Source organism: Novosphingobium sp. BL-S-21 (genome assembly GCF_055521655.1).
This window is the reverse complement of the sequence record NZ_CM145496.1, coordinates 2907866-2934138: the sequence shown is the minus strand read 5'-3', so window position 1 is coordinate 2934138 and position 26273 is coordinate 2907866. Positions and strand designations below refer to the sequence as shown.

At 66.1% G+C, this 26273-nt stretch carries 20 protein-coding genes; 10 read left to right on the top strand and 10 right to left on the bottom strand.

The annotated features are described in order from the left end of the window. Positions 1–105: 105 nt before the first annotated feature. Entirely contained in the window at positions 106–1386 is a 1281-nt protein-coding gene (locus tag ACZ1J6_RS22480) for a glycoside hydrolase family 27 protein (protein WP_431568802.1), read from the bottom strand. 241 nt (positions 1387–1627) lie between these two features. Here ACZ1J6_RS22480 and greB point away from each other — a divergent pair, with 241 nt between their 5' ends. Then, positions 1628–2113 carry a transcription elongation factor GreB gene (greB, locus tag ACZ1J6_RS22475; RefSeq protein WP_132261832.1) on the top strand — a complete coding sequence of 162 codons (486 nt, stop codon included), beginning with the start codon at positions 1628–1630 and terminating at the stop codon, positions 2111–2113. A gap of 44 nt (positions 2114–2157) precedes the next feature. Continuing rightward, on the top strand, positions 2158–2634 hold the full coding sequence (locus ACZ1J6_RS22470; RefSeq protein ID WP_431568705.1) for a hypothetical protein: 477 nt from the start codon (positions 2158–2160) through the stop codon (positions 2632–2634). A 126-nt stretch (positions 2635–2760) separates the two neighbouring features. On the opposite strand, the gene ACZ1J6_RS22465 is transcribed toward ACZ1J6_RS22470, so the two are convergent. Then, positions 2761–3429, bottom strand: a complete 669-nt coding sequence (locus ACZ1J6_RS22465; protein ID WP_314463685.1) for an outer membrane protein — start codon at positions 3427–3429, stop codon at positions 2761–2763. Between the two features lie 268 nt (positions 3430–3697). Here ACZ1J6_RS22465 and rlmN point away from each other — a divergent pair, with 268 nt between their 5' ends. Then, positions 3698–5020 carry a 23S rRNA (adenine(2503)-C(2))-methyltransferase RlmN gene (gene rlmN, locus ACZ1J6_RS22460; RefSeq protein WP_314463686.1) on the top strand — a complete coding sequence of 441 codons (1323 nt, stop codon included), beginning with the start codon at positions 3698–3700 and terminating at the stop codon, positions 5018–5020. A 200-nt stretch (positions 5021–5220) separates the two neighbouring features. Further along, complete coding sequence (locus ACZ1J6_RS22455) at positions 5221–6147, top strand: formylglycine-generating enzyme family protein (RefSeq protein WP_431568801.1); 927 nt, start codon at positions 5221–5223, stop codon at positions 6145–6147. A 123-nt stretch (positions 6148–6270) separates the two neighbouring features. On the opposite strand, the gene ACZ1J6_RS22450 is transcribed toward ACZ1J6_RS22455, so the two are convergent. The 4 genes from ACZ1J6_RS22450 to ACZ1J6_RS22435 all read right to left on the bottom strand — a co-directional run bounded on the left by ACZ1J6_RS22450 (position 6271) and on the right by ACZ1J6_RS22435 (position 11078). After that, positions 6271–7011, bottom strand: a complete 741-nt coding sequence (locus ACZ1J6_RS22450; RefSeq protein WP_132261827.1) for a LuxR C-terminal-related transcriptional regulator — start codon at positions 7009–7011, stop codon at positions 6271–6273. A 1135-nt stretch (positions 7012–8146) separates the two neighbouring features. Beyond that, complete coding sequence (locus tag ACZ1J6_RS22445; RefSeq protein ID WP_132261826.1) at positions 8147–8830, bottom strand: PIG-L deacetylase family protein; 684 nt, start codon at positions 8828–8830, stop codon at positions 8147–8149. Positions 8831–8833: 3 nt separating this feature from the next. Continuing rightward, the gene (locus ACZ1J6_RS22440) at positions 8834–9739 is read right to left on the bottom strand and encodes a methionyl-tRNA formyltransferase (RefSeq protein WP_431568704.1); all 906 of its coding nucleotides are present in this window, start codon (positions 9737–9739) and stop codon (positions 8834–8836) included. A gap of 97 nt (positions 9740–9836) precedes the next feature. Continuing rightward, positions 9837–11078 (bottom strand): glycosyltransferase family 4 protein, encoded by a 1242-nt coding sequence (locus tag ACZ1J6_RS22435; protein WP_132261823.1) that lies wholly within the window; start codon positions 11076–11078, stop codon positions 9837–9839. Positions 11079–11563: 485 nt separating this feature from the next. Here ACZ1J6_RS22435 and ACZ1J6_RS22430 point away from each other — a divergent pair, with 485 nt between their 5' ends. Genes ACZ1J6_RS22430 through ACZ1J6_RS22420 form a run of 3 tightly spaced genes read left to right on the top strand, consistent with a single transcriptional unit; the run spans position 11564 to position 15823 of the window. Continuing rightward, positions 11564–13663 carry a nucleoside-diphosphate sugar epimerase/dehydratase gene (locus ACZ1J6_RS22430; protein WP_165921304.1) on the top strand — a complete coding sequence of 700 codons (2100 nt, stop codon included), beginning with the start codon at positions 11564–11566 and terminating at the stop codon, positions 13661–13663. Positions 13664–13676: 13 nt separating this feature from the next. Further along, positions 13677–14978: a DegT/DnrJ/EryC1/StrS family aminotransferase gene (locus ACZ1J6_RS22425; RefSeq protein ID WP_431568703.1), complete on the top strand. Its 1302-nt coding sequence runs from the start codon at positions 13677–13679 to the stop codon at positions 14976–14978. Further along, positions 14975–15823, top strand: a complete 849-nt coding sequence (locus ACZ1J6_RS22420; RefSeq protein WP_243654011.1) for a sulfotransferase family protein — start codon at positions 14975–14977, stop codon at positions 15821–15823. Before ACZ1J6_RS22425 ends, ACZ1J6_RS22420 begins: the two co-directional genes overlap by 4 nt. A gap of 49 nt (positions 15824–15872) precedes the next feature. Here the strand turns inward: ACZ1J6_RS22420 and ACZ1J6_RS22415 are convergent, their stop codons facing one another. The 3 genes from ACZ1J6_RS22415 to ACZ1J6_RS22405 form a co-directional block, all read right to left on the bottom strand. After that, a complete protein-coding gene (locus ACZ1J6_RS22415; RefSeq protein ID WP_431568800.1) occupies positions 15873–17243 on the bottom strand; it encodes an aromatic ring-hydroxylating oxygenase subunit alpha in 1371 nt (456 codons plus the stop codon). Between the two features lie 272 nt (positions 17244–17515). Then, entirely contained in the window at positions 17516–19984 is a 2469-nt protein-coding gene (locus ACZ1J6_RS22410; protein WP_431568702.1) for a PhoX family protein, read from the bottom strand. 209 nt (positions 19985–20193) lie between these two features. After that, entirely contained in the window at positions 20194–20949 is a 756-nt protein-coding gene (locus ACZ1J6_RS22405) for a Crp/Fnr family transcriptional regulator (protein WP_243654009.1), read from the bottom strand. Between the two features lie 345 nt (positions 20950–21294). Here ACZ1J6_RS22405 and ACZ1J6_RS22400 point away from each other — a divergent pair, with 345 nt between their 5' ends. Both ACZ1J6_RS22400 and ACZ1J6_RS22395 read left to right on the top strand, forming a co-directional pair. Next, a complete protein-coding gene (locus tag ACZ1J6_RS22400) occupies positions 21295–21936 on the top strand; it encodes a biliverdin-producing heme oxygenase (protein ID WP_431568701.1) in 642 nt (213 codons plus the stop codon). Continuing rightward, on the top strand, positions 21923–24490 hold the full coding sequence (locus ACZ1J6_RS22395; RefSeq protein WP_431568700.1) for an HWE histidine kinase domain-containing protein: 2568 nt from the start codon (positions 21923–21925) through the stop codon (positions 24488–24490). The genes ACZ1J6_RS22400 and ACZ1J6_RS22395 overlap by 14 nt, the downstream gene beginning before the upstream one ends. Before the next feature lie 54 nt (positions 24491–24544). On the opposite strand, the gene ACZ1J6_RS22390 is transcribed toward ACZ1J6_RS22395, so the two are convergent. Then, on the bottom strand, positions 24545–25552 hold the full coding sequence (locus tag ACZ1J6_RS22390; protein ID WP_431568699.1) for a DNA topoisomerase IB: 1008 nt from the start codon (positions 25550–25552) through the stop codon (positions 24545–24547). Positions 25553–25732: 180 nt separating this feature from the next. Here ACZ1J6_RS22390 and ACZ1J6_RS22385 point away from each other — a divergent pair, with 180 nt between their 5' ends. Continuing rightward, entirely contained in the window at positions 25733–26215 is a 483-nt protein-coding gene (locus tag ACZ1J6_RS22385; RefSeq protein WP_431568698.1) for a hemerythrin domain-containing protein, read from the top strand. The last annotated feature ends 58 nt before the right edge of the window (positions 26216–26273 follow it).

Below are 26273 nucleotides of genomic sequence, written 5' to 3'. Positions count from 1 at the left end.
GCGGGAGACTTATTGGCTGCGCCGCAGGGAGCGCACTACGGATAGGTGGCGCGCGGCGCCGACATTCCGAGGGTCCGGGGGATCATCCCCCGGGTCTTCCTCTTCTTAAATACCCTTCACCCTGAACAACCCCGCCCCGTGCGAAGCAAGCCGCGCCGAAACCCGCCCTTCGACCGGGGCAAGATCCTTGCCCTCCCACAAGTCCCGCACCGAAGCCTTCGCGCCCAAACCAAGCAGCGAAAGCGGAACACTTACGTCGCGCTCCTTGTCCGACACATTGAACAGCGCCACGTAGCGATCCTCGCTACCCTCGGCGCGCGCTGTCCAGACCTTGGTGCCGTCGTCGAGGAACAGCGGCGTATTGTCGGTGCTCGCCTGGTTCACCGCCAGCACTTCGCGGTTGGTGAGCAGCGCCAGCGTGGGCGCGTCGAGGTGGCGCAAGTCGCCGCCCATGATCAGCGGCGAGCGGGCGATCGACCAGAGCGTCATCAGCGTGCGCTGCTCGTCCGGGGTGAAGCGGGTATCGCGGTCGCCCAGGGCGAGGCGGCCGAGCGGCAGCATGTCGGCATCGGGCCAGGAGCCGGGACCGCGGAACGGCGTCCAGTTCTCCAGGCGGGTGAACTGCGCGTAGAGCTGCGCCCATTCGTCCCAGAAGTCGTCGGAGATGCGCCACATCTGCGCGTGCTGGCGAACGTGGGCGCCGCGCAGGACGGGGGTTTCGCCCGGCGAGAGGCTGAGCACGATGGGGCGGCCGCAGCGGGCGATGGCCTTGGCGGCCGCCTCGATCTCGGGCGCGTGTGCATCGTAGGGGCGGCTCATGTCGTCCATCTTGACGAAATCGACGCCCCACGAGGCATAGAGCTTGAAAATGCTGTCGTAGTAGTCCTGAGCGCCCGGCTTGCTCATGTCGACACCGTACATGTCCGGGTTCCACGAGCAGATGCTGGAGGTGTCGGCAATGTCCTGCGCGCGCAGCTTGGTGCCGAGCACCGGGAGGTTGAGCTTCACGGCGTGGCGCGGGATGCCGCGCATGACGTGGATGCCGAACTTCATGCCCATGGCGTGGACCTTGGCGGCGAGCGGCGTGAAGCCCTTGCCTCCCTTGGACGAGGGGAAGCGGTTGGGCGCGGGGATCATCCGGCCGTTGGCGTCCAGCGCCGGCACCGGGTTGGCGTTGTAGGTGTAGCTCTTGGCATCCGGTTCATACCACTGGATGTCGACGGTGAAGACATCGTAGCCGAAGGGCAGCAGCTTCTCGCGCATGATCGCGGCGGTTTCGAGGGCCTGTGCCTCGGTGATGGTGCCGGCGAAGCTGTTCCAGCTGTTCCAGCCCATCGGCGGGCGCGGCGCGAGCGCAGCGCCCGGTGCGGGCGCCAGGCCGGGCATCGGCGCGGCAGCGCCGACGACTGCCGGGCTTCCGGCCTCGGCTCCGGCCCTCGCGGCCAGCCCGAGCAACGGTGCGGAAGCGGCAGCGAACAGTGCGGCGCGGCGTGAAATGTCCATGACTATCCTCAAATCCCGTTAGATATTGCTCGCTCTTTTGTCGGACTAATAGGCGGCGCGCAAGCCGGTGACGAAGCGGATCAGGGACTTGGCCGGACCGGCAATGCTTTATAAGGATCGGGTCATGAAACCCGCCGGTCCTCCGATCTCGCCTTCAGGCATGGCCGCGCTGCGCGCCCGCTACGACCATCTGCTGGGCAAGGAGCGCCCGGAAATCGTCGAGATCGTGTCCTGGGCCGCGGGCAACGGCGACCGCTCCGAGAACGGCGACTACCTCTACGGCCGCAAGCGCATGCGCGAGATCGACCGCGAACTGGGCTATCTCGCCCGCCGCATGAAGGCACTGCGCGTGGTCGACCCGCGCGAGCAGACCGAGCGCGGCAAAGTGTTCTTCGGCGCCACGGTGACCCTCGCCGACGAGGACGACCTCCAGATGACCGTGACCATCGTCGGCGACGACGAGCAGGACGCCTCGAAAGGCCTGATCGGCTGGAGCGCCCCCATCACCCGCGCCCTGCGCGGCGCGGCCGTGGGAGACCTCCGCATGGTCCGCCTGCCATCGGGCGAGAAGGAATGGGAAGTGCTGGAGATCGGGTACCCGGCCCCGTGACGTCGCGATTGCGTGGGACTGCGCTGAACGTGGCGGCTCTGGCGATGGCAGGCCTCGCCCTGACGCTCTCGCCCGCGCCGGCACTCGCCCGGGAAAGCCTTGGGATCTACGCCGGCTGGGGCGCGTTCCGCGATCCGGTGATACCGCGGTGCTATGCCATCGCCATGGCCGAACCCAATGCTGCGGCGCGGGAGTACCAGCCTTTCGCGGCGGTCGGCACCTGGCCCCGGCGCGGGGCGCGCGGGCAAGTCCATTTCCGGCTGTCCCGGCGGATCGCGCAGGGCGCGCAAGTGACGCTGTCGCTCGGCGGGGAGCGCTTCGTGCTGACGGCCGGTGAAGGCGATGCCTGGGGGCGGGACGAGAAGGACAATGCCGCCATCGTCGCGGCCATGCGCTCGGCGCCGCGCATGACCGTGACGGCGCGCGACCGCCAGGGCCACCGCTTCGTCAATGCCTGGGCGCTCTCCGGCGCCGCTTCGGCCATGGACGCGGCGCTGATCGGCTGCGCGAAGCTGCAATAAGGGCGGTATGTCCGGGCTTTCCGCCCGGCTGTCCGCACTGACGGAAACCGGCCGCGCAACGGAAACGCGCCACGGAAAAGGGCGGGAACTCTCGCTCCCGCCCTCCCCCTGCAATCGCGTGTCGCCTTAGAAGCGGACGCCGACGCCGGCCATGACCTGGTGACGGTCGAGGTCCAGGTCGAAGCGCTGGCCGTCCGCGATGTCGCCGGTGTAGTCCATCTCGCCCTTCTCGTAGTTCGAATAGCGATATTCGAGCTTCACGAAGGCATTGTTGGTGATCGCCTGCTCGACACCGGCGCCGATGCGCCAGCCGTCGGCATCGATGTCGCGGTTGGTTTCCACGGTGCCGAACGTGCTGCGCACGTCGAACTTGGCGTTGGTGTAGCCGCCCTTGGCGTAGACCATCGTGGTCGGCGTGACGACATAGCCCACGCGCGCGCCGACATAGAGATCGCGGTTGGTCTTGACGTTGCCGAGGCCGAAGCCTTCGAAATCGCCATCGTCGAATTTGGTCTTGGCGGTCGACCAGGTCACTTCGGCTTCGGGACCGAAGACGAGGTTGCCCGACCGGAAGTCATAACCGGCGCCGACGCCATAGGCGAAGCCGTCGATCGACTGGTCGTTGTCGACATTGGCGTCGTCGTCGACGCTGCTGCCGGCCTTGGTCACGTCGTAACCGGCCAGCGCCTCGACGTGGAAGCCTTCGAAGGGCTGGGCCGGGCCGGTGTCCTGCGCCATGGCGGGGACGGAAGCGATAGCGGTGCCGAGGGCGAGGCAGGCGAGAATCTTCTTCATGGGATGCTCCATTCGTTGTTTTTTCCGACGGGCATCCGTTGGCGGCGACCGGCCCGTCTGGACTGGTCAAATGATCGTCATACGGGAGGAGTTTCCTGAACCTAACACAACGAAATTGCTGATGTTTTTGTGTCACACTTGATCGACGGAGCGAGGGCATCGAGCGCCAGGCGGCGGGAACCCGCGAAGCATTGCAGCGGTTCGCGCAGGCCTGCGCGAGCGCGCATCTTCCGTTTTGAGCGCGGATGCACTATATGCCCCCCCGATCATGACAGACGCGAACCAGACTCCTTCCGGCCCCTCCGGCGCCGGGCCGATGCCGATCCCGGGCCATATCGATCCCGTGCCGGTGCCCCGTCCCAACCTCGTGGAGGGGGTGACCCCGCGCGAGGACGGCCGCCTGGACCTGATCGGCCTGCCCAAGAAGCGCATCGCCGAAATGTTCGAAACGGCCGGGCTCGACGCCAAGGCCGCCAAGCTGCGCGCCAAGCAGGTCTACCACTGGCTCTACCACCGCGGCGTCACCGAGTTCGAGGCGATGACCGATATCGCCAAGACCATGCGCCCCTGGCTGGCCGAACGCTTCGTGATCGGCCGCCCCGAGATCGTCGAGGCCCAGCACTCCAGCGACGGCACCCGCAAATGGCTGCTGCGCACGGCCGACGCGCACGATTTCGAGATGGTGTTCATTCCCGACGCCGATCGCGGCACGCTCTGCGTCTCCTCGCAAGTCGGCTGCACGCTCAACTGCCGCTTCTGCCACACCGGCACCATGCGCCTGGTGCGCAACCTGACGGTGGGCGAGATCGTCGGCCAGGTCATGCTGGCGCGCGATGCGCTGGGCGAATGGCCCAAGGGCCGCATGGACTTCAGCTTCGGCGACGGCATCGACGGCGCGGATGTGGCCGACGACGAGGAGGAAGGCAGCTACACCTCGGACGGGCGCCTGCTCACCAACATCGTGATGATGGGCATGGGCGAGCCGCTCTATAATTTCGACAATGTGCGCGACGCGCTGAAGCTGGTCATGGACGGTGACGGCCTGGCGCTTTCCAAGCGCCGCATCACGCTCTCCACGTCGGGCGTGATCCCGCAGATGGCCCGCTGCGGCGAGGAAATCGGCGTGAACCTGGCGGTCTCGCTCCATGCCGTGACCAAGGATGTCCGTGACGAGATCGTGCCGGTCAACAAGAAGTACGGCATCGAGGATCTGCTCCAGGCCTGCGCCGACTATCCGGGCGCCTCGAACGCGCGCCGCATTACGTTCGAATACGTGATGCTCAAGGACAAGAACGACAGCGACGACGACGCGCGCGAACTGGTTCGCCTGCTCAAGAAGTACGACCTGCCCGCCAAGGTCAACCTGATCCCGTTCAACCCCTGGCCGGGCGCGCAATACGAATGCTCGACGCCGGAGCGGATCAAGTCGTTCTCGGAAATCGTGTTCAGGGGCGGCATCTCGGCCCCGGTGCGCACCCCGCGCGGGCGCGACATCGATGCCGCCTGCGGCCAGCTCAAGACCGCTGCCGAGAAGAAGAGCCGCGCCGAACTGGAGCGCCTCTATGCCGAGAAGGAAAAGGAACTCGGCTGAGCCTTTCGCGCGATCCACGTCCCCTCCCGAAACTTTCGGCCGGATGCTTTCGGCCGGACAGTTTCGGCATGACGCCGTGAACTCGGCATTTGGCGCGGGGCAAATCCGCCCCTAGACAGGGACGAGATCGACCGAGAGGACTTTGGATGACCGAAACCCTGCCCCCGACTTCGGCTGAAGGCGAAGAGCGCCTGCGCGGCATGGTCCGCCTGCCGGGCGGCACTTTCACGATGGGTTCGGAAAGCTTCTACCCCGAGGAAGCCCCGCTGCGGCGGGTGGCCGTCGATGCCTTCTGGATCGACGAGACGCCCGTCACCAATCGCGACTTCTCCCGCTTCGTGGAGGCCACCGGCCATACGACCGGGGCCGAGATCGCACCCGATCCGAAGGACTATCCGGGAATGCCGCCCGAGATGGCGCATGCCGGCTCGCTGGTCTTCCGCAAGAGCGCGACCCCGGTGGACACGTCCAACCCGGCCAACTGGTGGAATTTCGAATTCGGCGCATCGTGGCGCCATCCGCTCGGGCCGGGCAGCGACATCGATGCGCTGGACCTCTGGGATCATCCGGTGATCCACGTCGCTTATGCCGATGCCGAAGCCTACGCGACGTGGGCAGGCAAGGATCTTCCGACCGAGGCCGAGTTCGAATTCGCCGCCAAGGGCGGTCTCGATGATGCGGCCTATGCCTGGGGCGACGAACTCGCGCCCGAAGGCCGGATGATGGCCAATTACTGGCAGGGGCTGTTCCCTTTCGCGAACCAGTGCCTGGACGGCTGGGAACGCACTTCGCCGGTGCGCAGCTTCCCGGCCAACGGCTACGGGCTTTACGACATGATCGGCAATACCTGGGAATGGACGCGCGACTGGTGGTCGGAGCGGCCGGACGCCGGCAAGAAGCAGGGCGGCTCCTGCTGCGCGATCAGCAACCCCAAGGGCGCGAAGCTGAAGGACAGCTTCGATCCCGCGCAGCCGCAGATCCGTATCGGCCGCAAGGTCATCAAGGGCGGCTCGCATCTTTGCGCTGCGAATTACTGCCAGCGCTATCGCCCCGCCGCACGCCATCCCGAAATGATCGACACGGCGACGACGCACATCGGCTTTCGCTGCGTGGTCCGGGAAAAATAGAAATCCGATCAAGGCGCAGCGTGTAGGAAGCGGCGCTTTGGGAAGCAGCGGCCGGCCGATGGGATCGGCCGGCCAGCACTGTCATTCAGGTCCGTTGCGGCAAAATCGCGCTCGGGACGTTTCCTAGCGGGCGATGGCCAGGGCCACCGGCGCGCGGACCGTTTCCTCGACCGGCACGAAGTCCGGCGTTTCGCGGAAGTCGCCGCCGTGCGTGATGAGCCCCTGGTTCACGGCCCAGATCGCGGCCTGGGTACGGTTCTGGACCATGAGCTTGCGCAGAATGGCCTTGACGTGAACCTTGACCGTGGCCTCGCTGATGTCGAGACGATAGGCGATCACCTTGTTGGGATAGCCCATGACCAGGCAGCGCAGCGTATCGATTTCGCGATCGGAAAGCAGCTCGCTGAGCTGGACCTGCACTTCGGCCTTGCCCTCGGCAATGACCTGCTTCTGCGGCAGATGCTGCAGCAGCGCGCTGGGCAATACCTTTTCACCCTGATTAACCAATCGCAGGGATTCGATCAGGGGTTCGGAGCCGATTTCCTTCAACAGGAAGGCATGGGCGCCAAGCTGGAAGGCTTCCACCATCTGCCCGAACTCGAATTCGTCCGCCAGCAGGACCGCCCGCATGTGCGGATGGCGCTCCTTCATGGCCGGAAGGCATTCGAGCAGGTCTCCACACGTTCCCATGTCGAAAACGGTAAGACCAACGGTTGGTGAATCGCTGTCGCTGAGCACCGCGTCACAGTCCTTGAAGAACCGGGTGCACTTGAACTCGCACTTGTCGAGAATCTTGCAGATCCCTTCCCTCACGAGGGAGTTGAAACCGACAATGCTCACGCACACTTCATCAAAAGTCGACATCGTCTTTCTCTCCTGAATAACGGAAATACGGACGACCCAAGCGTATTATGATATTATTTTGGGACTGATCCTGACTCACCCAAGCGCAGGACGGAACAGTCAAAGAACTTCCCTTTCGGAAAATCCCAAATCAGAAAATCAACGACAATCGCTGGATGACCTTGCCAGAATGGCGAGCCCCCCCTTTGCATGCCCCCTATTTCCACCCACACCTTAGGTAGATCACCTTAGAACATATTGTCGTCTTCAAGTCGAGGGGGTGGTTAGGTTCTATTCGAGCCGTGAATGAGCATTCTAGGTGCCTTCGAATTCCCCCTATGATCAGTGGGATACCCCCCCTTTCCAAAAGTTCATTCTGGAGGGCAGGGAGTCAAACGTATAATTCTGGTACACTGTACCTCCAAAGAGGTAGTCTTTCGATAACTTACACCTTTTCAAGACGTTAACTTACAAAAGTTAACATACCTTCCCCTGCCAGGCACGGCTGGAGGGGATCCGCGCCAGCCTGCGGAACGGGTGCGAGCGAGGCGTCTTTTTCCGGAAGTCGAGGATTTCCGCCATGCGACTCGCGCTGCGACTGCCCAGTCGCTGCAATCCTCTGCAACCTCCTGGGATCAGGAGGTAGGGCCGGCGAATCGGTTGAGGCCCAGGGCGATTCTCTTCGCGGCTGCAGCACGAGTCTCGCGGCACTGCGGTGAGAAGCTACCGGCAACTACCTCCCCGGTTGTACAGTAAACTAACCGGGCGAATCGATTCGGAGATTTTTCGGGCTCGTTCGAGCCTTTTTACGATGCTCGATCGGGTCGGGGTGAAAGACCGCCCCAAACCGGCGTCACGACGCCGCGGCAAAGTATTCACCATCTATACATATTCGGATCGCGTCAGAAAAACCGAAGTATTCCCGCTTCAATAGCTGACGCGCAGGCCGCTTCTTGGCAAAGACCGGCCGCCCAACTGTAAAGAGCAGCTCCGCGGCGGCGGCTGGCGGCCGGCGATCCCGCCCTTGCCGGGACGGTGCGACGAGCCGCCCGCGTCTTGCGCCGGGCGGGACCCGAAGCGCGGTCACGGCTTTCAGCGTCAGGCGCGATCGAAAGATGACCTTTCGCGCGTGCCGGGAGTCGCGCCGGCCGTGGCCTCAGCGCTCTATGGCGCGAACCAGGACGAAGCCTTCGGCAGCCTCGGAAAACACGGTGGAACCCCGCAGCCGGGCCAGGGCCTCGATGGTGATGAGCGAGCGCTCGTCGGGAAAGTCGCGAACCTGGCTCTCGAACAGCGCGAAGGCATCGAGCTTGCGCTGCAGGGTGGCCGAGATGTCGATATGGACGTTGGGCACGAAAGGCGGCGTCATCGGCGCTGCGTACCAGTTGGTCTCGGACAGGGTCTCATAGGCCAGCACCCGCGTCGGCACGGTGCGGTCGCGCGGGCGAGCGGCGACCATCGCGGCCAGGAAGCTCAACTGGTGGTCCTGGTGAATGTCCCCCAGGAACGGCACGAAGAGCGTGTCCGGCGCGACTTCGCGCACCACGCGCCCGAGCGCCGCATTGAGTTCCGCAGCAGGCACCACGTCCAGCGAGGCGGCCGGAAAATCCAGCATGTGCACTTGGCTCACGCCGATATGATCGTGCGCGCGGCGCATCTCGGCCTGGACCCGCGCGACGCCGTCTTCCGAGAAGGCGGGAGGCCGCCCGCTGGTGACGACCACGACCTGCACGTCCATGCCCGCCGCCGCCATGCGCGCCATCGTGCCGCCGCAGCCGAGGATCTCGTCGTCGGGATGGGGCGCGACGACGAGGACCTTTCCATAGTGATCGAGAGCCAAGCGCTATCCTTTCAGCACGGCATGCAGGGCCGGTGGCTTGCCCTCGGCAAGCTCCCAGTCGGTCAGTTCGAGCAACCCGTCTCCGGTCTGCACGGTCAATATCCCGTCGCGGCTGGCCATGACCTGCCCCGCGATGGCGTGATGCCGGTCCGCGCCGCCCACGGGCCGCGTGGCCCAGACGGTCATCCTGCGTCCGGAAACATGCGTGAAAGCCCCCGGATAGGGCCGCCCCACGGCGCGGACGAGCCGGTCGATCCCGGCCGCGGAATCGCGCCAGTCGATCAGGCCGTCGGCCGGAGTGCGCTTGGTCGCCCAGGTCGCATAGCGCTCGTCCTGCACCTGCCTTGGCTGCTCGCCTTGCGCCAGGCGGGGCAGGAGCGCGCGCAACATCGTGCGCAGGGCATCCATGTGCTTGTCGTAGAGGCCCTGCGCCGTTTCATCGCGCGCAAGGTGGAAATAGTGCTGCCCCAGGATGTCGCCATCGTCGGTGCCCTCGGCGATCCAGAACAGGCTGGACGCGGAGATCGGCTCGTCCAGCAGGATCGTCCAGGGAATGGCGGCGCGCCCGCGCAGGCGCGGCAGCGGTGCGGGATGATAGCCGATCGCGCCTTTCGCGGCGATCGACAGGAATTCCGGACCGACGATCTGCGACCAGCCGACCACGAAGACGTAGTCGGGCCGCTCGGCGCGAACCATGTCCAGCACCTCGGCATCGTTGGTGCGCGCGATATGGGCGAGCCGCGCCCCTGCCCTTTCGGCGAATGGCGCCATGTCGACCAGGTCCGAGTGCCGCCCGTGCAGTTCGGGCGGCAAGGTGCCGACCAACGTGAGGTCCCAGCCCGGCGCCTCGGCCAGTTCTTCGACGAGCACCTGCGTGCTCCCCACGGCGCCGATCACGACAGCCCGCATTGCCTTGCCCCCGATCCTGACTTCAGAGCACTTTCGCATCGGTTAGGACACCGGATGACTCGGAAAATGCGAAAAACGAAAAACTGGAGTGACCGCTCTAACCCGCGATCGCCCGCGAAGGCCCTGCACTCTGGAGGCGCGGCCCGGCGGATTCGGGCGGCCGGTCGTCCGACGGCGCCGGTTCCGAGCGGATCGTCGCCGGCTCGTTCCAGGGTTCGCGCAGGAGATCCATCTCGTCGAGCAGCTGGTGGTTCACCTTGCGCACGTCGTAGATCTTCTCGGCCAGATCCCGTGAGCGCGCGGCCATGCTCGTCACCAGCGAGGGCGCCTCGATGAAGCGCTGCATCGCCGCCTTGAGCGCGCCCGCGTCGCGCGGTGCCACCAGGAAGCCGTTCTCGCCCTCGATGATCGGCTCGCGGCAGCCGGGCATGTCGGTGGTGATGATCGGACGGCCGGTGGCCATGGCTTCGAGGATCGTGCGCGGCAGGCCCTCGCGGTAGTAGGACGGCAGCACGAAGACCGAGCAGCTCGCGAGATAGGGCCGCACGTCGCTGGTGCCGGGGATGAACTGAACGGGGAACTGCCGCGCCAGCCGGGCGCATTCGACTTCGTCGATCCCGGTCGGATTGTCGCGCTCGTAATGGCCGAGCACGCAGAATTCGACTTCGGGATTGTCCAGCTTGAGCTGCCGGGCCGCCTCGACGAATTCGTAGATGCCCTTATCGCGCATCAGCCGGCCGACCAGCAGGAAGCGCAGGCGGTTGCGCGGCAGCGGCTCCAGCCGAAAGCGTTCGAGATCGATGCCCGAGCCTGGCACTTGCACCACGTTCTGGCGCGACGTGACGATACCGAGGTCGATCATGTCCTGCCGGTCGTCGGCATTGAACACGAAGACGCCCCGGGCGCGGCGAACCGCCTCGCGGTAAAGCCGGGTCACGGCCCAGCGCAGGCCCTTGCGGGCGCTGGAATCCTCGCTGAAGACGTAGCCCAGCCCCGACATCAGCGCGAAGAAGCGCGGCACGCAGAGCATGCGTGCGGCGATCCCGCCGTAGATGATCGGCTTCTGGGTATAGGCCAGGACCAGGTCCGGCTTTTCGGCCATCATCAACTTGACGTAAGCGGACAGCAGGGCCGCATCCTTGACCGGATTGGTGCCGGTGCGCGCCATCGGCACGATCCTGAAGCCTATGCCCCAGGCCGCGAGATCGCGTTCCACGGCGGCGTTCTGGTCAGGCGCCACGGCGACGACTTCATGCCCGTTCGCCTTCAATTCCCGCAGCAAGGCGCCCCGGAAATTGGTGAGCGAATAGGCAAGACTGGACAGGACGAGTATCTTCATTGCGTAATCGAGCCCCAGGCTGACGGATGGTGCCGCAAGGCAGCCCCCACGCCCCCGCGTGTGTGCCCCATCCCGATGTCGCCCTGAATGATGACCCTCGGACCGCCGATCGCAAGCGACTAATCGGCTGATAGCCCTTCGAGATGGCCCGCGGCGATTAAGGGATGGTTTCCGGCAAGGGCGCCCGCTCCCTTTGGATCACCCCCATGTCCGACAGTCGAAGGCGCGACCTATTCGCAAGAGAATCGGCAATTACGGCTGATGGCTTCATGCACAAGTGCGCGCCCTGAAATTGGTCAATAGATCATGAATCGATGAGGCCGGGTGCGGCCCCCCGAGCATTTTTCCGGTCCTGAAAAACGGCGCCGGAAAGAAGGAGCCGGAAAAGCCGGACCCGCGGAAACTGCCACGGGCACTGCTCCGGAACGCCGGGAGGCAGGATGCACCGGGGAAATTGGGCCCGAAAAGCTGAAAAGGTCGACGCGATGAGTCATACCGCCACGGGAAGCAGTGCCTCGACGATGAGCGTCGGCTCCGCAAACAGGTTCCTGCGCGTACGCAAGTTCGGATCGACGGGCGGGCGTTCGCGCTCTCCGTCCACGCAGTTCAGCCTGCGGCGGACTTTCCGCAATACCGTGCTGATGACGATCGACTTCATCGTGCTGTCGATCACGCTGGCGCTGGCCTTCACGCTGATCGGCAAGACCGGCTTCCCCAAGTCCGACGGCCACATGGGCGCCATCCTGGGCTTTGCCCTGGTGGTGATCGGCGTGTTCTACACCGCCGGGATCTATCGCCGCAGCTGGCGCTACTTCAGCTTCGCCCATGCCATCCAGCTGGCGATGCTGACGGTGCCGGCCTTCGCGCTGGCCTGGGTGGCGATCATGATCGTGCCCGGTGTGCGCGCCGAACGCGCGCAGCTGCTGGAGATCGCGCTGGCCCAGTGGCTCTTCGCGATGACCGCGCTGTTCTTCGTGCGCGGCGCCCGCCGTGCCCTGCGCGAGAAGATGACGCACACGGCCAAGATCCTGCCGGCGCATGTCGACAACAAGAACCTGCGCGGCGCGCTGCTGGTGGGATCGCCCGACTGGGCGCTCTCGATCATCGAGATGCTGCGCCGCGAGGCCACGCCCAGCTTCTTCGTCACCGGCGTCCTGCTTCCGGCCGACAACGATACCCTGCAGCAGATCGCCAGCGTACCGGTGCTCGGCAGCCACGACGATCTGGCCCATGCGGTGGAAACGCTGGAACTCCAGGGCCGCCGCCCTTCGCTGGTGATCGCCTGCGACGACGGCACCGACCTTTCCAACCGCGAGATGGCGCGGCTGACGTCGCGCGCGCGCAACCTCGGCCTCGAACTCTCGCGCATCCGCGACGGCTGGAGCCATATCCTCCAGCGCAACCACGGTGCCGCGCCCGACGAGCTTTCGGTGAAGGACCTGCTGGGCCGCAGCGAATTCACGCTGGAGGGCGAGCAGATCACCAGCCAGATCACCGGCAAGTGCGTGCTGGTGACCGGCGCGGGCGGCACGATCGGCGGCGAACTGTGCTGGCAGCTCGCCAGCTTCCGCCCCTCGCGCATCGTGCTGGTGGAGCATAGCGAATACCATCTCTATGCCATCGAGATGAAGCTGCGCGAGCAGTATCCCGATCTCGACGTCCAGCCCGAGCTTTGCAACATCCGCGAACGCGACGAAGTGCGCCGCGTGTTCGAGCGCCACCGGCCGGTCATCGTCTACCATGCCGCCGCGCTCAAGCATGTGCCCATCGTCGAGGCCAGCCCTTGCGCCGGGGTCCACACCAATATCCTGGGCACGCGCATCGTCGCTGACGCGGTCTGCGAATATTCCGCCAAGGCCATGGTCCAGGTCTCCACCGACAAGGCGGTGAACCCAGTGGGCATGATGGGCGCCACCAAGCGCGTGGGCGAGCTTTACAGCCAGGCGCTGGACATGTGCGGCGTGGACGATCCGGAAGCCCCGCGCTTCATGACCGTGCGCTTCGGCAACGTGCTGGGATCGAGCGGCTCCATCGTCCCGCTGTTCCACCGCCAGCTTCGCGAAGGCCGCGCGCTCACCGTCACCCATCCCGACATCGAGCGCTTCTTCATGACCGTGCGCGAAGCGGTGCAGCTGATCCTCCAGAGCAGCTCGGCCGCGCTCAGCCAGAACTCCCAGCGCGGCACGATCTTCGTGCTCGACATGGGCAAGGCGGTGCGCATCGTCGACCTCGCCTATCGCATGATCCGGCTCTACGGACTTCAGCCGGAGATCGACGTGCCGGTGGAATTCGTGGGCCTGCGCCCCGGCGAGAAGCTCTACGAGGAGCTGTTCGACATCTGCGAGGAACAGCTTCCCTCGGGCATCAAGGGCATCTTCGAGGCGCAGTCCAAGCCGATCCCCCTGCCCTTCATCTCGCGCAGCATCGACCGGCTCGCCCGCGCGGTGGAACTGGGCGACCACACCGAAGCGCGGCGGATCACGCACACCCTCGTCAAGGTGCCGAGCGGCAGTGCCGGGTTCGAAGTGGTCGAGAACCAGAGCATGATCCACCCGCACGGCACCGGCGAACCGGTCAAGGCTTGAGGAGAGCATTGTCGTGAACCTGGCTTCCCCGCCCGCCGTCGAGGATGCGTCCTCGCCGGCGGCAGACACCACCCGTCCTTTGCACGCCTCCGCGGTATCGGCCGCGACGACGACCGCGACCGAGCCGGTGCCGCCCCGGCCCGTGCGCAGCCTCTGGCCCCGCCACGAGGCCGACGAGATCGAGGCGGTCGCCCATGTCCTGCGCTCGGGCAAGGTCAATGCGCTCGTGCACGGCGGGGAGAACCGCGCCTTTGCCGCCGAGTTCGCCCGCTTCGTCGGCATGCCGGAAGGGATGTGCCTGGCCAATGGCACGCTGACGCTGGAAGTGGCGCTGCGCGCGCTTGGCGTCGGGCCGGGCCATGAAGTGATCGTCCCCGCCCGCAGCTTCTTCGCCACGGCCAGCTGCGTGCTGGCGGTGGGCGCACTGCCGGTCTTCGCGGATGTCGACCCGGTCAGCCAGAACATCGATCCGGCCTCGGTCGAGCGGCTGGTGACGCCGGCGACGCGCGCCGTGCTCTGCGTCCATCTGGCCGGCTGGCCCTGCGACATGGATGCGCTCGGCCGGATCTGCGAGGATCACCGCCTCCACCTCATCGAGGACTGCGCCCAGGCCCACGGCGCCACCTGGCGCGGCCGCCAGGTCGGCTCCTTCGGCGCGGCATCGTCCTTCTCGTTCTGCACCGACAAGATCATGTCCACCGGGGGCGAAGGCGGCCTGCTGCTGCTGCGCGACCATCAGGTCTGGCTGCGCGGCTGGGCCTTCAAGGACCACGGCAAGAGCTACCTCAAGGTCACTGACGGCGGCGGCACGCCCGGCGCCTTCCGCTATATCCACGACACGCCCGGCTCCAACTATCGCATGACCGAGATGCAGGCCGCGCTCGGCCGCTGCCAGCTCGGCAAGCTGCCGCGCTGGCTGGCCGCCCGCCGCCGCAATGCCGAGGCGCTGCTGGAAATGCTGGCCGATGTGCCCGGGCTGATCCTGCCCGAAGCGCCGGCGGAAGTGGGCCATGCCTGGTACAAGTTCTATGTCCGCCTGGAAGGCAGCGCCGACCGGGTGGAAGAGCGCCGCCGCGCGGTGCTGGCCGGTCTGCTGGCGCGCGGCATTCCCGCCGGAAGCGGATCGTGCCCCGACATGAGCCGCGAACATGCGCTCTCCGGACTGCCCGTCCGGCGCGACGGCGCGCTGGCGAATGCCGTGGACCTCGGCCGGCGAACCTTGATGTTCCCGGTCGATCACACGCTGGAACCGCAGGACATGGCACGCATGGCCGAAGCCCTGCGCGAGGCGATGATGGAGACGACGGCACGATGATGACCCCCGAATGGCATCCCGGTTTCATCGTCATCGGCGCGGTCAAGGCAGCCACCACCTGGATCCAGGCGCGCCTTCAGGACAATCCGGCGATCTTCATGCCCGATGCCGAGCCGCACTACTTCAGTTCCGAATTCGATCGCGGCGAGGACTGGTATCGCGGCTTCTTCGCGAACCGCCCTGCGCAGGCCCAGGTGATCGGCGAGAAATCCGCCGACTATCTTGCCCATCCGCTGGCCGCGCATCGGATCGCCCGCGCGCTGCCGCAGGCGCGGCTGGTGCTGCAGCTGCGCAACCCGGTGGAGCGCGCTTATTCCGACTACAAGATGTTCTACCGCCGCGGCACCTTGAAAGGGCCCCCGGAAGAATACCTGCGCTCGATGGACAATCCCTACCCCCGCTTTCTGGAGGACGGGCTCTATGCACGCCATCTGGCGCGCTGGTACGACCTGTTTCCGCGCGAGCAGATCCTGATCTACCTCTATGACGACGTGACCGTGCAGCCCGAGCGAATCGTCGAGGCCGTGTCCGAACATATCGGCGTCTCGCCGGTCTATCGGCCGGAAGCCGCGCGGGAGCGCGCCAACAACAGCCGCGCCGCGATCCTGCCGCTGCCGCTGCGCAAGGCGCTGGCCCCGCTGAAAGACACGGTGCGCCCGCTACGCGGCACCCCGGTGTTCGAGAACGTCCGCTCGCTGCTGGCGCGGGAAATGACCTATCCCCCGCTCGCGCCGGGCCTGCGCGAACAGCTGCGCGATTTCTATGCGCGCGACGTGGAGACGCTGGAAGCGATCTGCGGGCTGGACCTTTCGCGCTGGAAAGTGACGGCGCGAACCGCCGCCTGAACGCGCAAAAAGCCCGTCGTCACCGTTCCGGCACGACGGGCTTTTTGGCTTACTCCAGTTCCAGCCGCGTCGGCGCGCCCATGCCGTCCATGAAATTGGCCAGGTTGCGGTGGAGGTTGATGACCTTCTGCTCCTGGTGCGGGTTGGGCAGCGGGCCGCGGAAGCCGCTGGACTTCATGCCCTTCTGCACGAACTGCATGTTCGAGAAGTCCTGCGCCAGCACCGAACCCCAGTTCTCGCCGATCGGGTCGGCATAAGTCCATTCGGTTTCCGGCGCCTCGCCATTAGGGAAGCGTTCGAGCGCGTAGCTTTCGAACACGCACTTGTCCGGGTCGTCGCCGTAAGGACGCACGCGGTAGCAGAGCGCGAACGTCTCGCCGTGCAGGATGTTCTGGTTGGGGAACAGGCCCCAGGCGAGACCGCCCTCCTTCTTGATCTCCGGCGGGACGTCCGGCCAGACCACCCCGCGCGCGGCATCGTCGGCACGGGCGGATTTCAGCCAGTGAGCGATGATCTCACCCGGCGTGGCGGTGTCGGGCAATTCGTCCACCAGGCGGCTGGCGGCATTCACCAGCGTTTCGGTGGAGGCGGAGTAGTTCACCGTCTCGTAGTTTTCGCGGATGAGTTCGTAGGTGGAGACGCGCGCGTCGTCGCCCTTGCCGGCGCGGGTGGTGCCGGCGCTTTCGCTCATCTGGAACTTGCTGTCGCGGGTGTCGTAGCTGGAGACCGAGTGCAGCCCGTACTGCTTCGACAGCGCGTAGTAGTCGCCATAAGCGAGCAGCTGCGTGTGGGTGCCGGCGACGTGGTAGGGTTCCAGGAACGCCTCGATTGCGGTCTTCCAGTTGCAGTCGTAGATCGCCCACTGGCGCCACTTGTAGTGCATGCCGGCCAGGTCGAAGTGATCCAGGATCTCGCCCGCGCGGCCCATCCATTCCTTCAGCGGCACCGCATCGGGGTCCATGCTGATGTAGATGTAGCCGCCCCAGGTATCGACCTGCACGTCCGACAGGCAGGTCATCTCCGGCGTCAGCTTGTTCTGCCAGTCCTGCGGGTCGAGGATGTAGGTGTTCTTGCCGTCCAGGTCGAACGTCCAGCCGTGGAAGCCGCAGACGAAGCTCTTGCGGTTGTTGCCGCGCACGTCGTGCACTTTGCCGGGCAGCATCGACGGCACCGAGACGAGCTGGCGGCCGCGGTGCGGGCAGACATTGTGGAAGGCGCGCAGGCTGCCGTCGTCCCCCCGCAGGACGATGATCGATTCGTCCGCGACGTCGTACGTCATCCAGTCGCCGGGATTCGGCAGGTCGCTCTCGCGCTCCACCATCTGCCAGACCTTCGGCCAGAGCAGTGTCTTTTCGGCTGCCAGGTAGTCCTTCGAAAGGAAGGCGGTGGTGGGGTAGGTGGCGAGACGTTCCTCGTCCATGTCCTGCGCGGTCAGCGTGGTCCTGGTGCTTGTTTGCCCGTTGCCATATTGCGGCTTGCCCGTCTCTTTCACGCGGCCTCTCCTGTTATCAACAGGACTGTTCATTAAGCCATCGCGGGCACCAGTTCCAGCGGCAGTATCCCCTCGGCGCAACGCCGGGGCGATACGACCGACGCGCCCCTGAACGAAAAGAGGAGGAGACGCGCTGCGTCCCCTCCTCCTTCGATCGCTAAAGGATTTCCGTCAGAGCGCGATAACGCCCCCATCATCGCTCACAGAGCGATAACGCCTCCGTCATCCTTGGTGATCGCAACGATCGCCGAGCGCGGACGCACGGTGGCAGCCGCCGCGCCCGTCTGGCTGTCGGGCCAGTGGCTCGACGGTGCGGCCGGGGTGCCGTCCTCGCCCGGGTGCTGGATGCCGACGAAGAGCGTGCGGCCGTCCGGCGTCATGTCGATGCCGGTGATCTCGCACTGGACCGGTCCGACGAGGAAGCGGCGCAGGTTCGCTGCGGTCGCTGCCGCGCCAACGATGGTCGCCTGGGTGGCGGTGGCGCCGGTGGAGCCGGTGTTGGTGATCGTCCTGGCGCCGCCGTCTCCGACATGGCCGGGAATGGCCGCCAGCAGCATGCAGTTGGTGCGATCGGTCATCGCGCCGTCGTCCGTTTCGATCCAGAGCACCGGATTGAACTGGCCTGCCGCATTGGTTGCGCGCGAGAAGTAGCAACCGTCCGGGCTGGAGAAGTCGTTGTCGGCAGTCAGGCCCGAGATGTTGACGTTGGCCCCAGCATCGGCGGCATCCGCGCCGAACAGGTAGATATCCCACTTGAAGGTGAGCGCGGCCGTGGTGTCGCCGTCTTCGCGCAGGCGGACGATGTGGCCGTTGGGGTTGCCGTACTGCGCGGTGTTCGACGAACCCTTGGGGTCGTTGTAGTGGCGCGGGTTGGCAGCGTCGGTGCCGGTGAGCGGACGGCCGGCGGCATTGTTGTTGGTGAGGGTGAGGTAGATCTCACCGGTCACCGGGTTGCCGGCCGTCCATTCCGGACGGTCCATCGGCGTGGCGCCGAGCGCGTCGGCGGCCAGGCGGGTGTTGACGAGAATGTCGGCCTGGTCGGCGAAGACATATTCCGGGGTCGTGCCCACGGCCGCACGGTTCGGCACCGAACCGAAGACCATGGGCAGCCACTGGCCGGAACCGTCGGCATTGAACTTGGCGACGTAGAGCGTGCCGGCGTCAAGGTACTTGTCGCCCATGGCCAGGCGGCTGGTCGTGGCGGCATCGGCTGCGGCGTAAGTGGCCGAGGACACGAACTTGTAGAGGTATTCGCGGCGCGAGTCGTCGCCCATGTAGACGCCCAGCTTCTGGCCATCGACGGCGCGAACGAAGGCGCCTTCATGGCCGCAGCGGCCCAGTGCCGTGCGCTTGCGCGGGGTCGATTTGGGATCGTAGGGATCGATCTCGACCACCCAGCCGTACTGGTTGGGCTCGTTGCGATAATCTTCGGCCGCACTGGCGCCGATGATGGTCGCATTCCACTTGGTGTAGATCGAGTCGGCCGAATCGGCGAACGACCAGGCATAGCTGCCGGTGCGGCTGGTGACGCCGAAACGGGCAAGCGCGGTCATTTCGCGAACGCTGCGCTTGGCGTCGTCCGCTGCGTCGCGGCGGAAGTAGCCGGCCCAGTTTTCCTCGCACGTGAGGTTGGTGGCCCAGGGCGTGATGCCGTTGGCGCAGTTGTTGATGGTGCCGCGGCCGATCGACCCATTGGTCGAGTAAGCCGTGACCAGCATCGCCGAACCGGCTGCCGGACCGTGGAAGCTCATCGGCGTGTTCGGGGTGATGCGGCGATTGAAGCTGCCGGTGGGCACGTAGGACCACTTGCGGCTTCCGGCATCGACATATTCCGACACCGAGACGCCGTGGGCCTCGATTTCCTTGAGCGCTTCGGCAGCCGGGCGCGGGCCGGTGGAAACGTTCGTGGGGCCGTTCGGGTGGAGGTACTGGACGTTCAGGTTCTCGTGGTTCTGCACCATGAGGCCGCGGGTCGAGCTGGCATCGTCGCGTCCGCCGGCGGCCGAGAGGCCGAAGAAGTGCAGCGCGTCGCCGTGATCGCCGATGCGCTGGGCGAAGTTGCTGTCCGAACCGTCGTTGGCATAAGCCGAAATACCGGTGGCGAGCGGGTCGCCAAGGCGGGTCATCACGGTGACCGAATAGCCCGAGGGCACCTTGACGCTGTCTTCCAGGCTATGAGCGACGGCGGCAAAGCCGAGCACCGCCGGCGAGACGCGCACGGTGGTGGTGGCGGTGCGCACTTCGCCGGTCACGCTGGTGGCCGAGAACGTGAAGACCAGATCGCTGGCGGCGCTCACGGCCGGGGCGAGGAAGCTGACGGTGGAGCCGGTGCCGGTGAGGGTCACGGCGGTGCCGGACGTCTGGGCCCAGCCGGTGGCATAGCCGCCGAAGCCGTTCTCGGGCGTGCCGGTCAGCGTGACGACGCGGCCGGCGCTGGTCGCGGCATTGGCGCCGGCGCTGACCGAAACGGTGTTTTCGTTGTCGTCATCGCCGCAGGCGGCCAGCAGGGCCGTGCCCATGAAGGCCATGGTCGTGGCGCCGGCGCCGCGGAACAGGGCCTGGCGGCGCGAGTAACGCTCCGCGGCCATGCTCTCCAGCGAGCGCTCGGTAGTTGGATTCGTATCGACATCGCCATCGGTATAGCCGTTGGCGGGAAGCCCTTCAGTCATGGTGTGCCCCTGTTCTTGTGACATTCGCACAGGGGTAGCTAAGAGCGCTTCATGGCAATTGAGCGCAAATTCGATGTCACTTCGATGTCTATTTCACGACATCACTCCGTGTTGCAGCAGAACGCCGGCAACTTTGCTCGATTACGGAGGCGATTGCGGTATTTCTTGGGGGATCACCGGCGCGGCGGACACGCCATTCTCTTTCGCGCTCAGTCCTCTTTCGGGTAGACGCCGCCCAGCACTTTCTCGAAATGCGCGGCAACGTGCTCGTTGCACGAACAGGCCTTCTCGCTCAGGCTTTCACGGTCCGCGACATGGATCCCGCCGCGCCGGGTCCGCACCAGCCCCTCGCGCTTGAAGCGCTGGAGCACGCGGCTGGCATAGCTGCGCCCGATCCCCATCATCGAGGCGAGCTGTTCCTGGGTCATCGTCACGTCGTTGCGGCCGATCCGGTCCACCGCGGCGATCAGCCACTTGGCCGCGCGTTCCTCGATGGTATGGACCGCGTTGCAGGCGATCGACTGGAACACTTGCGCCATGACGCAGTCCGCATAGCGCGCGAACAGGCTGGCGACCGACGGGGAGCGGCTTTTCACGTCATCGAGCTGGCGCGTGGGGATGCGCCAGAACAGGCCGCCATGAAGCACGTTGGCGCGCGCATATGCCGGCAGGCTGCCGTGGCTCACCACCCCGCCCAGCGCGCCTTCGCGGCCCACCAGGATCGTCTCCACCGAGATGCCGCTGTCGAGTTCGACGAAATAGGAGCAGATCGCGCCGCCGCGCGGCAGGAAGCAGTAATCGACCGGGTCCCCCGGCTGGTAGATCACTTCGCCGGGCCGCATCTGCACTTCGGCCAGGTGGGGTTCGAGCAGGGCAAAATCCGCCGGCCTCAGGGCAGCGAGAAGATCGCTCTGCTCGTGGCCCGACTGGACGGCCATTTTCATCGGCTCCCTGATATAACTCACCATATTCTCCCGCGCCTTAAGGCCAGTAATGCGGCTGGCCGCTTGCGGTTCCCTTGGGCCGCGTACAGAAGTGAACAGACGCAGGGGTGCCGGGCCGTTAAAGCGTTACGGAGGAACATTTCTCCGGCGCCGGAGTTGTGATGCCTCGCAAGATGTGCGGGGCACGGGGTGTTGGGACGGGATGTGCCAGAACAAAAGGGCGGGGCAAAAGCGCGAGGCGCACAAATGCTGGCGAGTCGGGGCATCCTTGTGCTTAAGCACGTCCCGTATGCGGGCGCGCCCGGGCAACGCCCGCGCATCCTGAACCAAGTGCTTGTAGATATTTCCTTTTAGGCGAACGAATTGATGCGGACCGAGGACCTGACTGCCCAAGAAGCCGACCTGCTGGCTGCCCTGCGCGGCGCCACCGCTCCGGCTCACGAAGGGCTCGACAGTGCTTTCGGCTCGCTCGACCTGAGCCGCCGCGAAGCGCAGGCGCGCTTCCTGGCCGCCCATGCCATCGGCCTTGCGCCGCTGTTCCCCATCGTCCGCCACTTCGCGGAGACGGTGCTGGGCCAGTCCATCCCGGACTATCCCGCCATGCTGCGGGCCGACCTTGCCGAACTGGGCATGGATGCCGCGCGCCTTGCGGCGCTCCCCATGCCTGACGACGCGGCGCGCGGTGCGCCAGCCCCTGATGCCGGAGCCACCGATGCCGGAGCCGCAGGCACCTGCTACGTCGTCGCCGGTTCGCGGCTGGGCATGACGGTGATCCGCCGCGAAGGCTACTGGGGCCGCGCCCATGGCACGCCCTCGCGCTACATGGAGGACGAGGCAGGCCACGGCCTGTGGAAGGCGCTGGTGCCTTGGCTCAAGGCGCAGCGCGCCGGGAACCTGGAGGGCCAGGCGGCGGTCTCGGCCGCCCGCAGTGCCTTCGCCACTTTCGCACAGGCCTTCGATCTTGCGCAAGGCGAGGCTCCGGCACCGGAAGGCGATGTTCGTGGCTGACGACATGCCCCAGGTCGACCTCACCACCTGCGATCTCGAACCGATCCACGTCATCGGCCGTATCCAGAGCTTCGGATGGCTCCTGTCGTTCTCCAGCGACTGGATCATCAACCACGTCTCGCTCAACTGCGCGGAGCTGTTCGGCATCGCGCCGCGTGAACTGGTCGGTCTGCCGGCCATGCAGTTCCTGTCCCCCGCCGCCATGCACGACATCCGCTCGCGACTGCAGGTACTGGGCGGGGCGAGCGCGGTGGAGCGCGTCTTCGAGGTGGACCTGCGCGGCGATGGCCGCCTGTTCGACATGGCGATCCATGTCTCCGGCCGGTCCTACGTGCTGGAGATCGAGCGGCACGAAGGCGGCCGCCGCCGCGACTTCGTGAGCTATGTGCGCCCGATGATCGACCGGTTGCGCCAGGCCACCTCCATCGAGCAGCTCTGCACCAACGCCGCCCGCCACTTGCGCGGGCTGACCGGGTTCGACCGGGTGATGGTCTACCGTTTCGAGAACGACGGCGCCGGCGAAGTGATCGCCGAAAGCCTGAACGGCATGGTCGACAGCTTCAAAGGCCAGCACTTCCCCGCGTCCGACATTCCCGCGCAGGCACGCCGGCTCTACACCCGCAACCTGCTGCGCATCATCAGCGACATCGACGATCCCACCGTGGCGATCCATCCGGTGACCGACCCGAATGGCGACCCGCTCGACTTGTCCATGTCGGGCCTGCGCGCGGTTTCGCCGATCCACATCGAATACCTGCGCAACATGGGCGTGAAGGCATCGATGTCGGTTTCGATCATGCGGCGCGGCAAGCTCTGGGGGCTGATGGCCTGCCATCACTATTCGCCGCTGCGTCTGTCCTACTCCGTCCGCACCGCCAGCGAGCTGTTCGGCGAGTTCTTCGCCTATCTGCTGGAGCAGAAGGAAACCGACTTCGCGCTGGAACAGCGCGCAGCCTCGATGCGGCTTCACGACGAGATGATGTCGCGGGTCGCGGGTGGCGGGTCGCTGCTGGAGGCTTTCGAGGACTTCTCGGAATCGATCGGCCGCGTGATCCCCTTCGACGGCGCGATCGGCTGGGTGGACGGACGCTTCATGAGCCACGGCGCCGCGCCCAGCGAGCAGCAGTTCGCCGAACTCGCCCGCTTTCTCAACACCGCCGGCGCCAGCACGATCTGGTCCACCGATTCCATCGGCGCGGTCTTCGAGCCTGCCCGCGAATGGCTGGACAAGGCCGCGGGCCTGCTGGCGCTGCCGGTCAGCCGCTCCCCGCGCGACTACATCGTCCTGTTCCGCCAGGAGCAGGTACGCGAAGTCAAATGGGCCGGAAATCCGGAAAAGGCGGTCGAGCTTGGTCCCAACGGGGCGCGCCTGACGCCCCGCAAGAGCTTCGAGATCTGGAAGGAGGAACGCCGCGGCTTCTCCCTGCCCTGGGCCGAGGAAGAAGTTCTCGCCGCCGAAGCCTTGCGCATCACCCTGCTCGAAGTCGTGCTGCGTCTGTCCGACGCCGCCCATGTCGAGCGTGAGCAGGCCACTCGCCAGCAGGACATGCTGATCGCGGAGCTGAACCACCGCGTGCGCAATATCCTCAACCTGATCCGCGGCCTGGTGGCGCAGAGCAAGGAGGGCGCCGCGACCATCGACGAATTCGCCGATATCGTCGGCAGCCGCATCCACGCCCTCGCCCGCGCGCACGACCAGGTGACGCAGAAGGACTGGACGCCGTCCTCGATCTACGACCTCATTCGTACCGAGACCGCCGCTTATGCCAGCGACAGCGCCGACCGCGTGGTGATCGACGGCCCCGACGCGCTGGTCGCGCCCAGCGCCTTCACGACGCTGGCGCTGGTGTTCCATGAGCTGATGACCAATTCGTGCAAGTACGGCGCCCTGTCGGATCCGCGCGGGACCGTGACGGTCACGCTCGACCGCGGCGACGACGGCTCGCTGGAGATCGACTGGCGCGAAGCCGGTGGTCCGCCCGTTGCCACGCCCACCCGGCGCGGCTTCGGCTCCACCATCATCGAGCGCACTATCCCGCACGAACTGGGTGGATCCGCCTCGGTGATCTACCCCAGGGAGGGGATGAAGGCGCTGTTCCTCCTGCCCGCGGACCATGTCGCCAGCTTCGAGACGCCCAGCCCGTCCGAACTGCGCCCCGCGCCCGCACCTGCGGACGGCGCGGACCTCACCGGCGCGCTCCAGAACGGCATCGCCCTGGTGGTGGAAGACAACATCATCATCGCCATGGAAGCGGAGGACCTGCTGCGCGACATAGGCTTCCAGGACTGCCGCGTGGCCGGTTCGATCCAGCCGGCCATGGCGCTGATCGAGACCGGGGAAGTCTCCTTCGCCATGCTCGACGTCAACCTCGGCCGGGAAACCAGCGAGCCGGTGGCTCAGGCACTTGCGGAGCGCGGCGTGCCCTTCATCTTCGCCAGCGGCTATGGCGAGCGATCGCTGATGTCCGGCCTGTTCAAGGGCGTGCCCGTGGTCACCAAGCCTTACGGCGAACGCGAAGTGCGCGCGGCCATCGCCCGGCTGCACGAAGGGTAAGGGGATCGGGCCAAGGCACTTGCCCCGTCTCTCCAGACCTGACCTTTTCGGGCACTAACCCCAGCTTGCCGCCGGCGGCGCGGCTTCGAGAAAGGCCATCAATCCCCGTTCCTCGCGCGCGAGCCACCGGGTTCGGCGCGGGAGTTCGGACGGCAGCTTCGGCACCGGATCGCTTGCGCGCACGAAAGCGATCAGCGCTGGATGGACGTAGGACTTGCGGGCGATCGCCGGCGTATTGCCGAGATGCTCCGCCACGTCCTCCAGCAAGCCCTTGAGTGTCACGTCCGGCTCCTGCCAGATCCGGGTAAAGGCCAGGGCACTGGCAGCGAACGTGCGGAAATCCTTGGCCGAAAAATCATCGCCCATGGTTTCGTGCAGGTAATCGTTCACATCCTGCGAACCCACGGGACAGGCGCAGCCCTCCTCATCGAGATACTGGAACAGATGCTGCCCCGGCAGGTCCTGCATCTTGCGCACGCAGGCCACCACCGCGCGGTCGCTGGACATGACCTCGCGCAGCTTGCCGTGCTTGGCGCGGAACCGCAGCTTCAGCGTGCGCCCCTTCACCGTCGCGTGCCGACCCCGCAGCGTCGTCGCGCCGAAACTGCGGTTCTGTTCGGCGTAGCGCTCGTTGCCGATGCGGATCGCCGCACTGTCCAGCAAGGCCACGACCGAGGCGATCGCCCGCTCCCGGCAGAGGCGCGACAGGGCGAGATCCTCGGCCACGCGCTGGCGCAGGCCGGGCAGCGCCTCGCCGAAAACGGCGCAGCGGTCGAACTTGCGCGCGTCCCGGTCGGCGCGCCAGTCGGGATGGTAGCGATATTGCTTGCGCCCCCGCGCATCGAAGCCGGTCGCCAGGAGATGCGCCTCGGGATCGGCGGAGAACCAGCAGTCGACATAAGCGGGCGGCAGGGCGATGCGATTGAGCCGGTCGATCTCGTCCCGGTCCTTGATGCGGTCTCCATCGGGGTCGAAATAGGCCCATCTGACGATCTTGCCGCCCTTCACCGGCTTGCGGCTGATGCCGGGCTCCGTTTCTTCGGCAAATGTCAGACGGGGCATCGATCTATCCTGTGGTCGCGATATCGGTCAGCCTCGGGGCGGTTCGGCCTGCGGGCATCTCCACCAGGAAAACGCACGATATGGCGCGAGGTTGTCGGCCACCGGTCAGCGCTGCGGAACCGCAACGCGGGGGCGCCCGTTCCTTCGGCAACACGAATTGCCCCAGGAAGGAGCGACACCATGGCCGATGCCCGTATTTTCAAGGATCTCAAGGCGGACCACGACCGCCACCGCGACATGCTGGCCCGTCTGGGCGACACCCAAGGCGACAGCCCCCAACGCCGCGAACTGTTCGAAGCGCTGCGCCAGGAACTCCAGGCCCATGCCGCCGCCGAGGAAGAGTCCCTCTATGCGACGATGCTGGCCTGCCCCGACCTTCGCGACGAAGCGCGCCACTCCGTTTCGGAGCACAAGGAGATCGACGATTTCCTGGGCGAGCTGCTGGACATCGACATGAGTTCCAGCGCCTGGCTCATGAAGTTCAAGGACATGCGCCACCGCTACCTGCATCACATCGACGAGGAAGAGGAAGAGATGTTCCCCTCGGCCGCGAAGACACTCTCCGCGGACGCCGAAAGGACGATGGCGAAGACTTTCGAGAACCGCAAACCCAAGGAACTCCAGCTGGCGGCGGAACAGAAGCCGGGCGATGAGCGCGAATAGCCGGCCCAGCCCCGCCGCGCCGTTCGGTGCGTTTGCGAACGCGCCGAACGCGCCATGC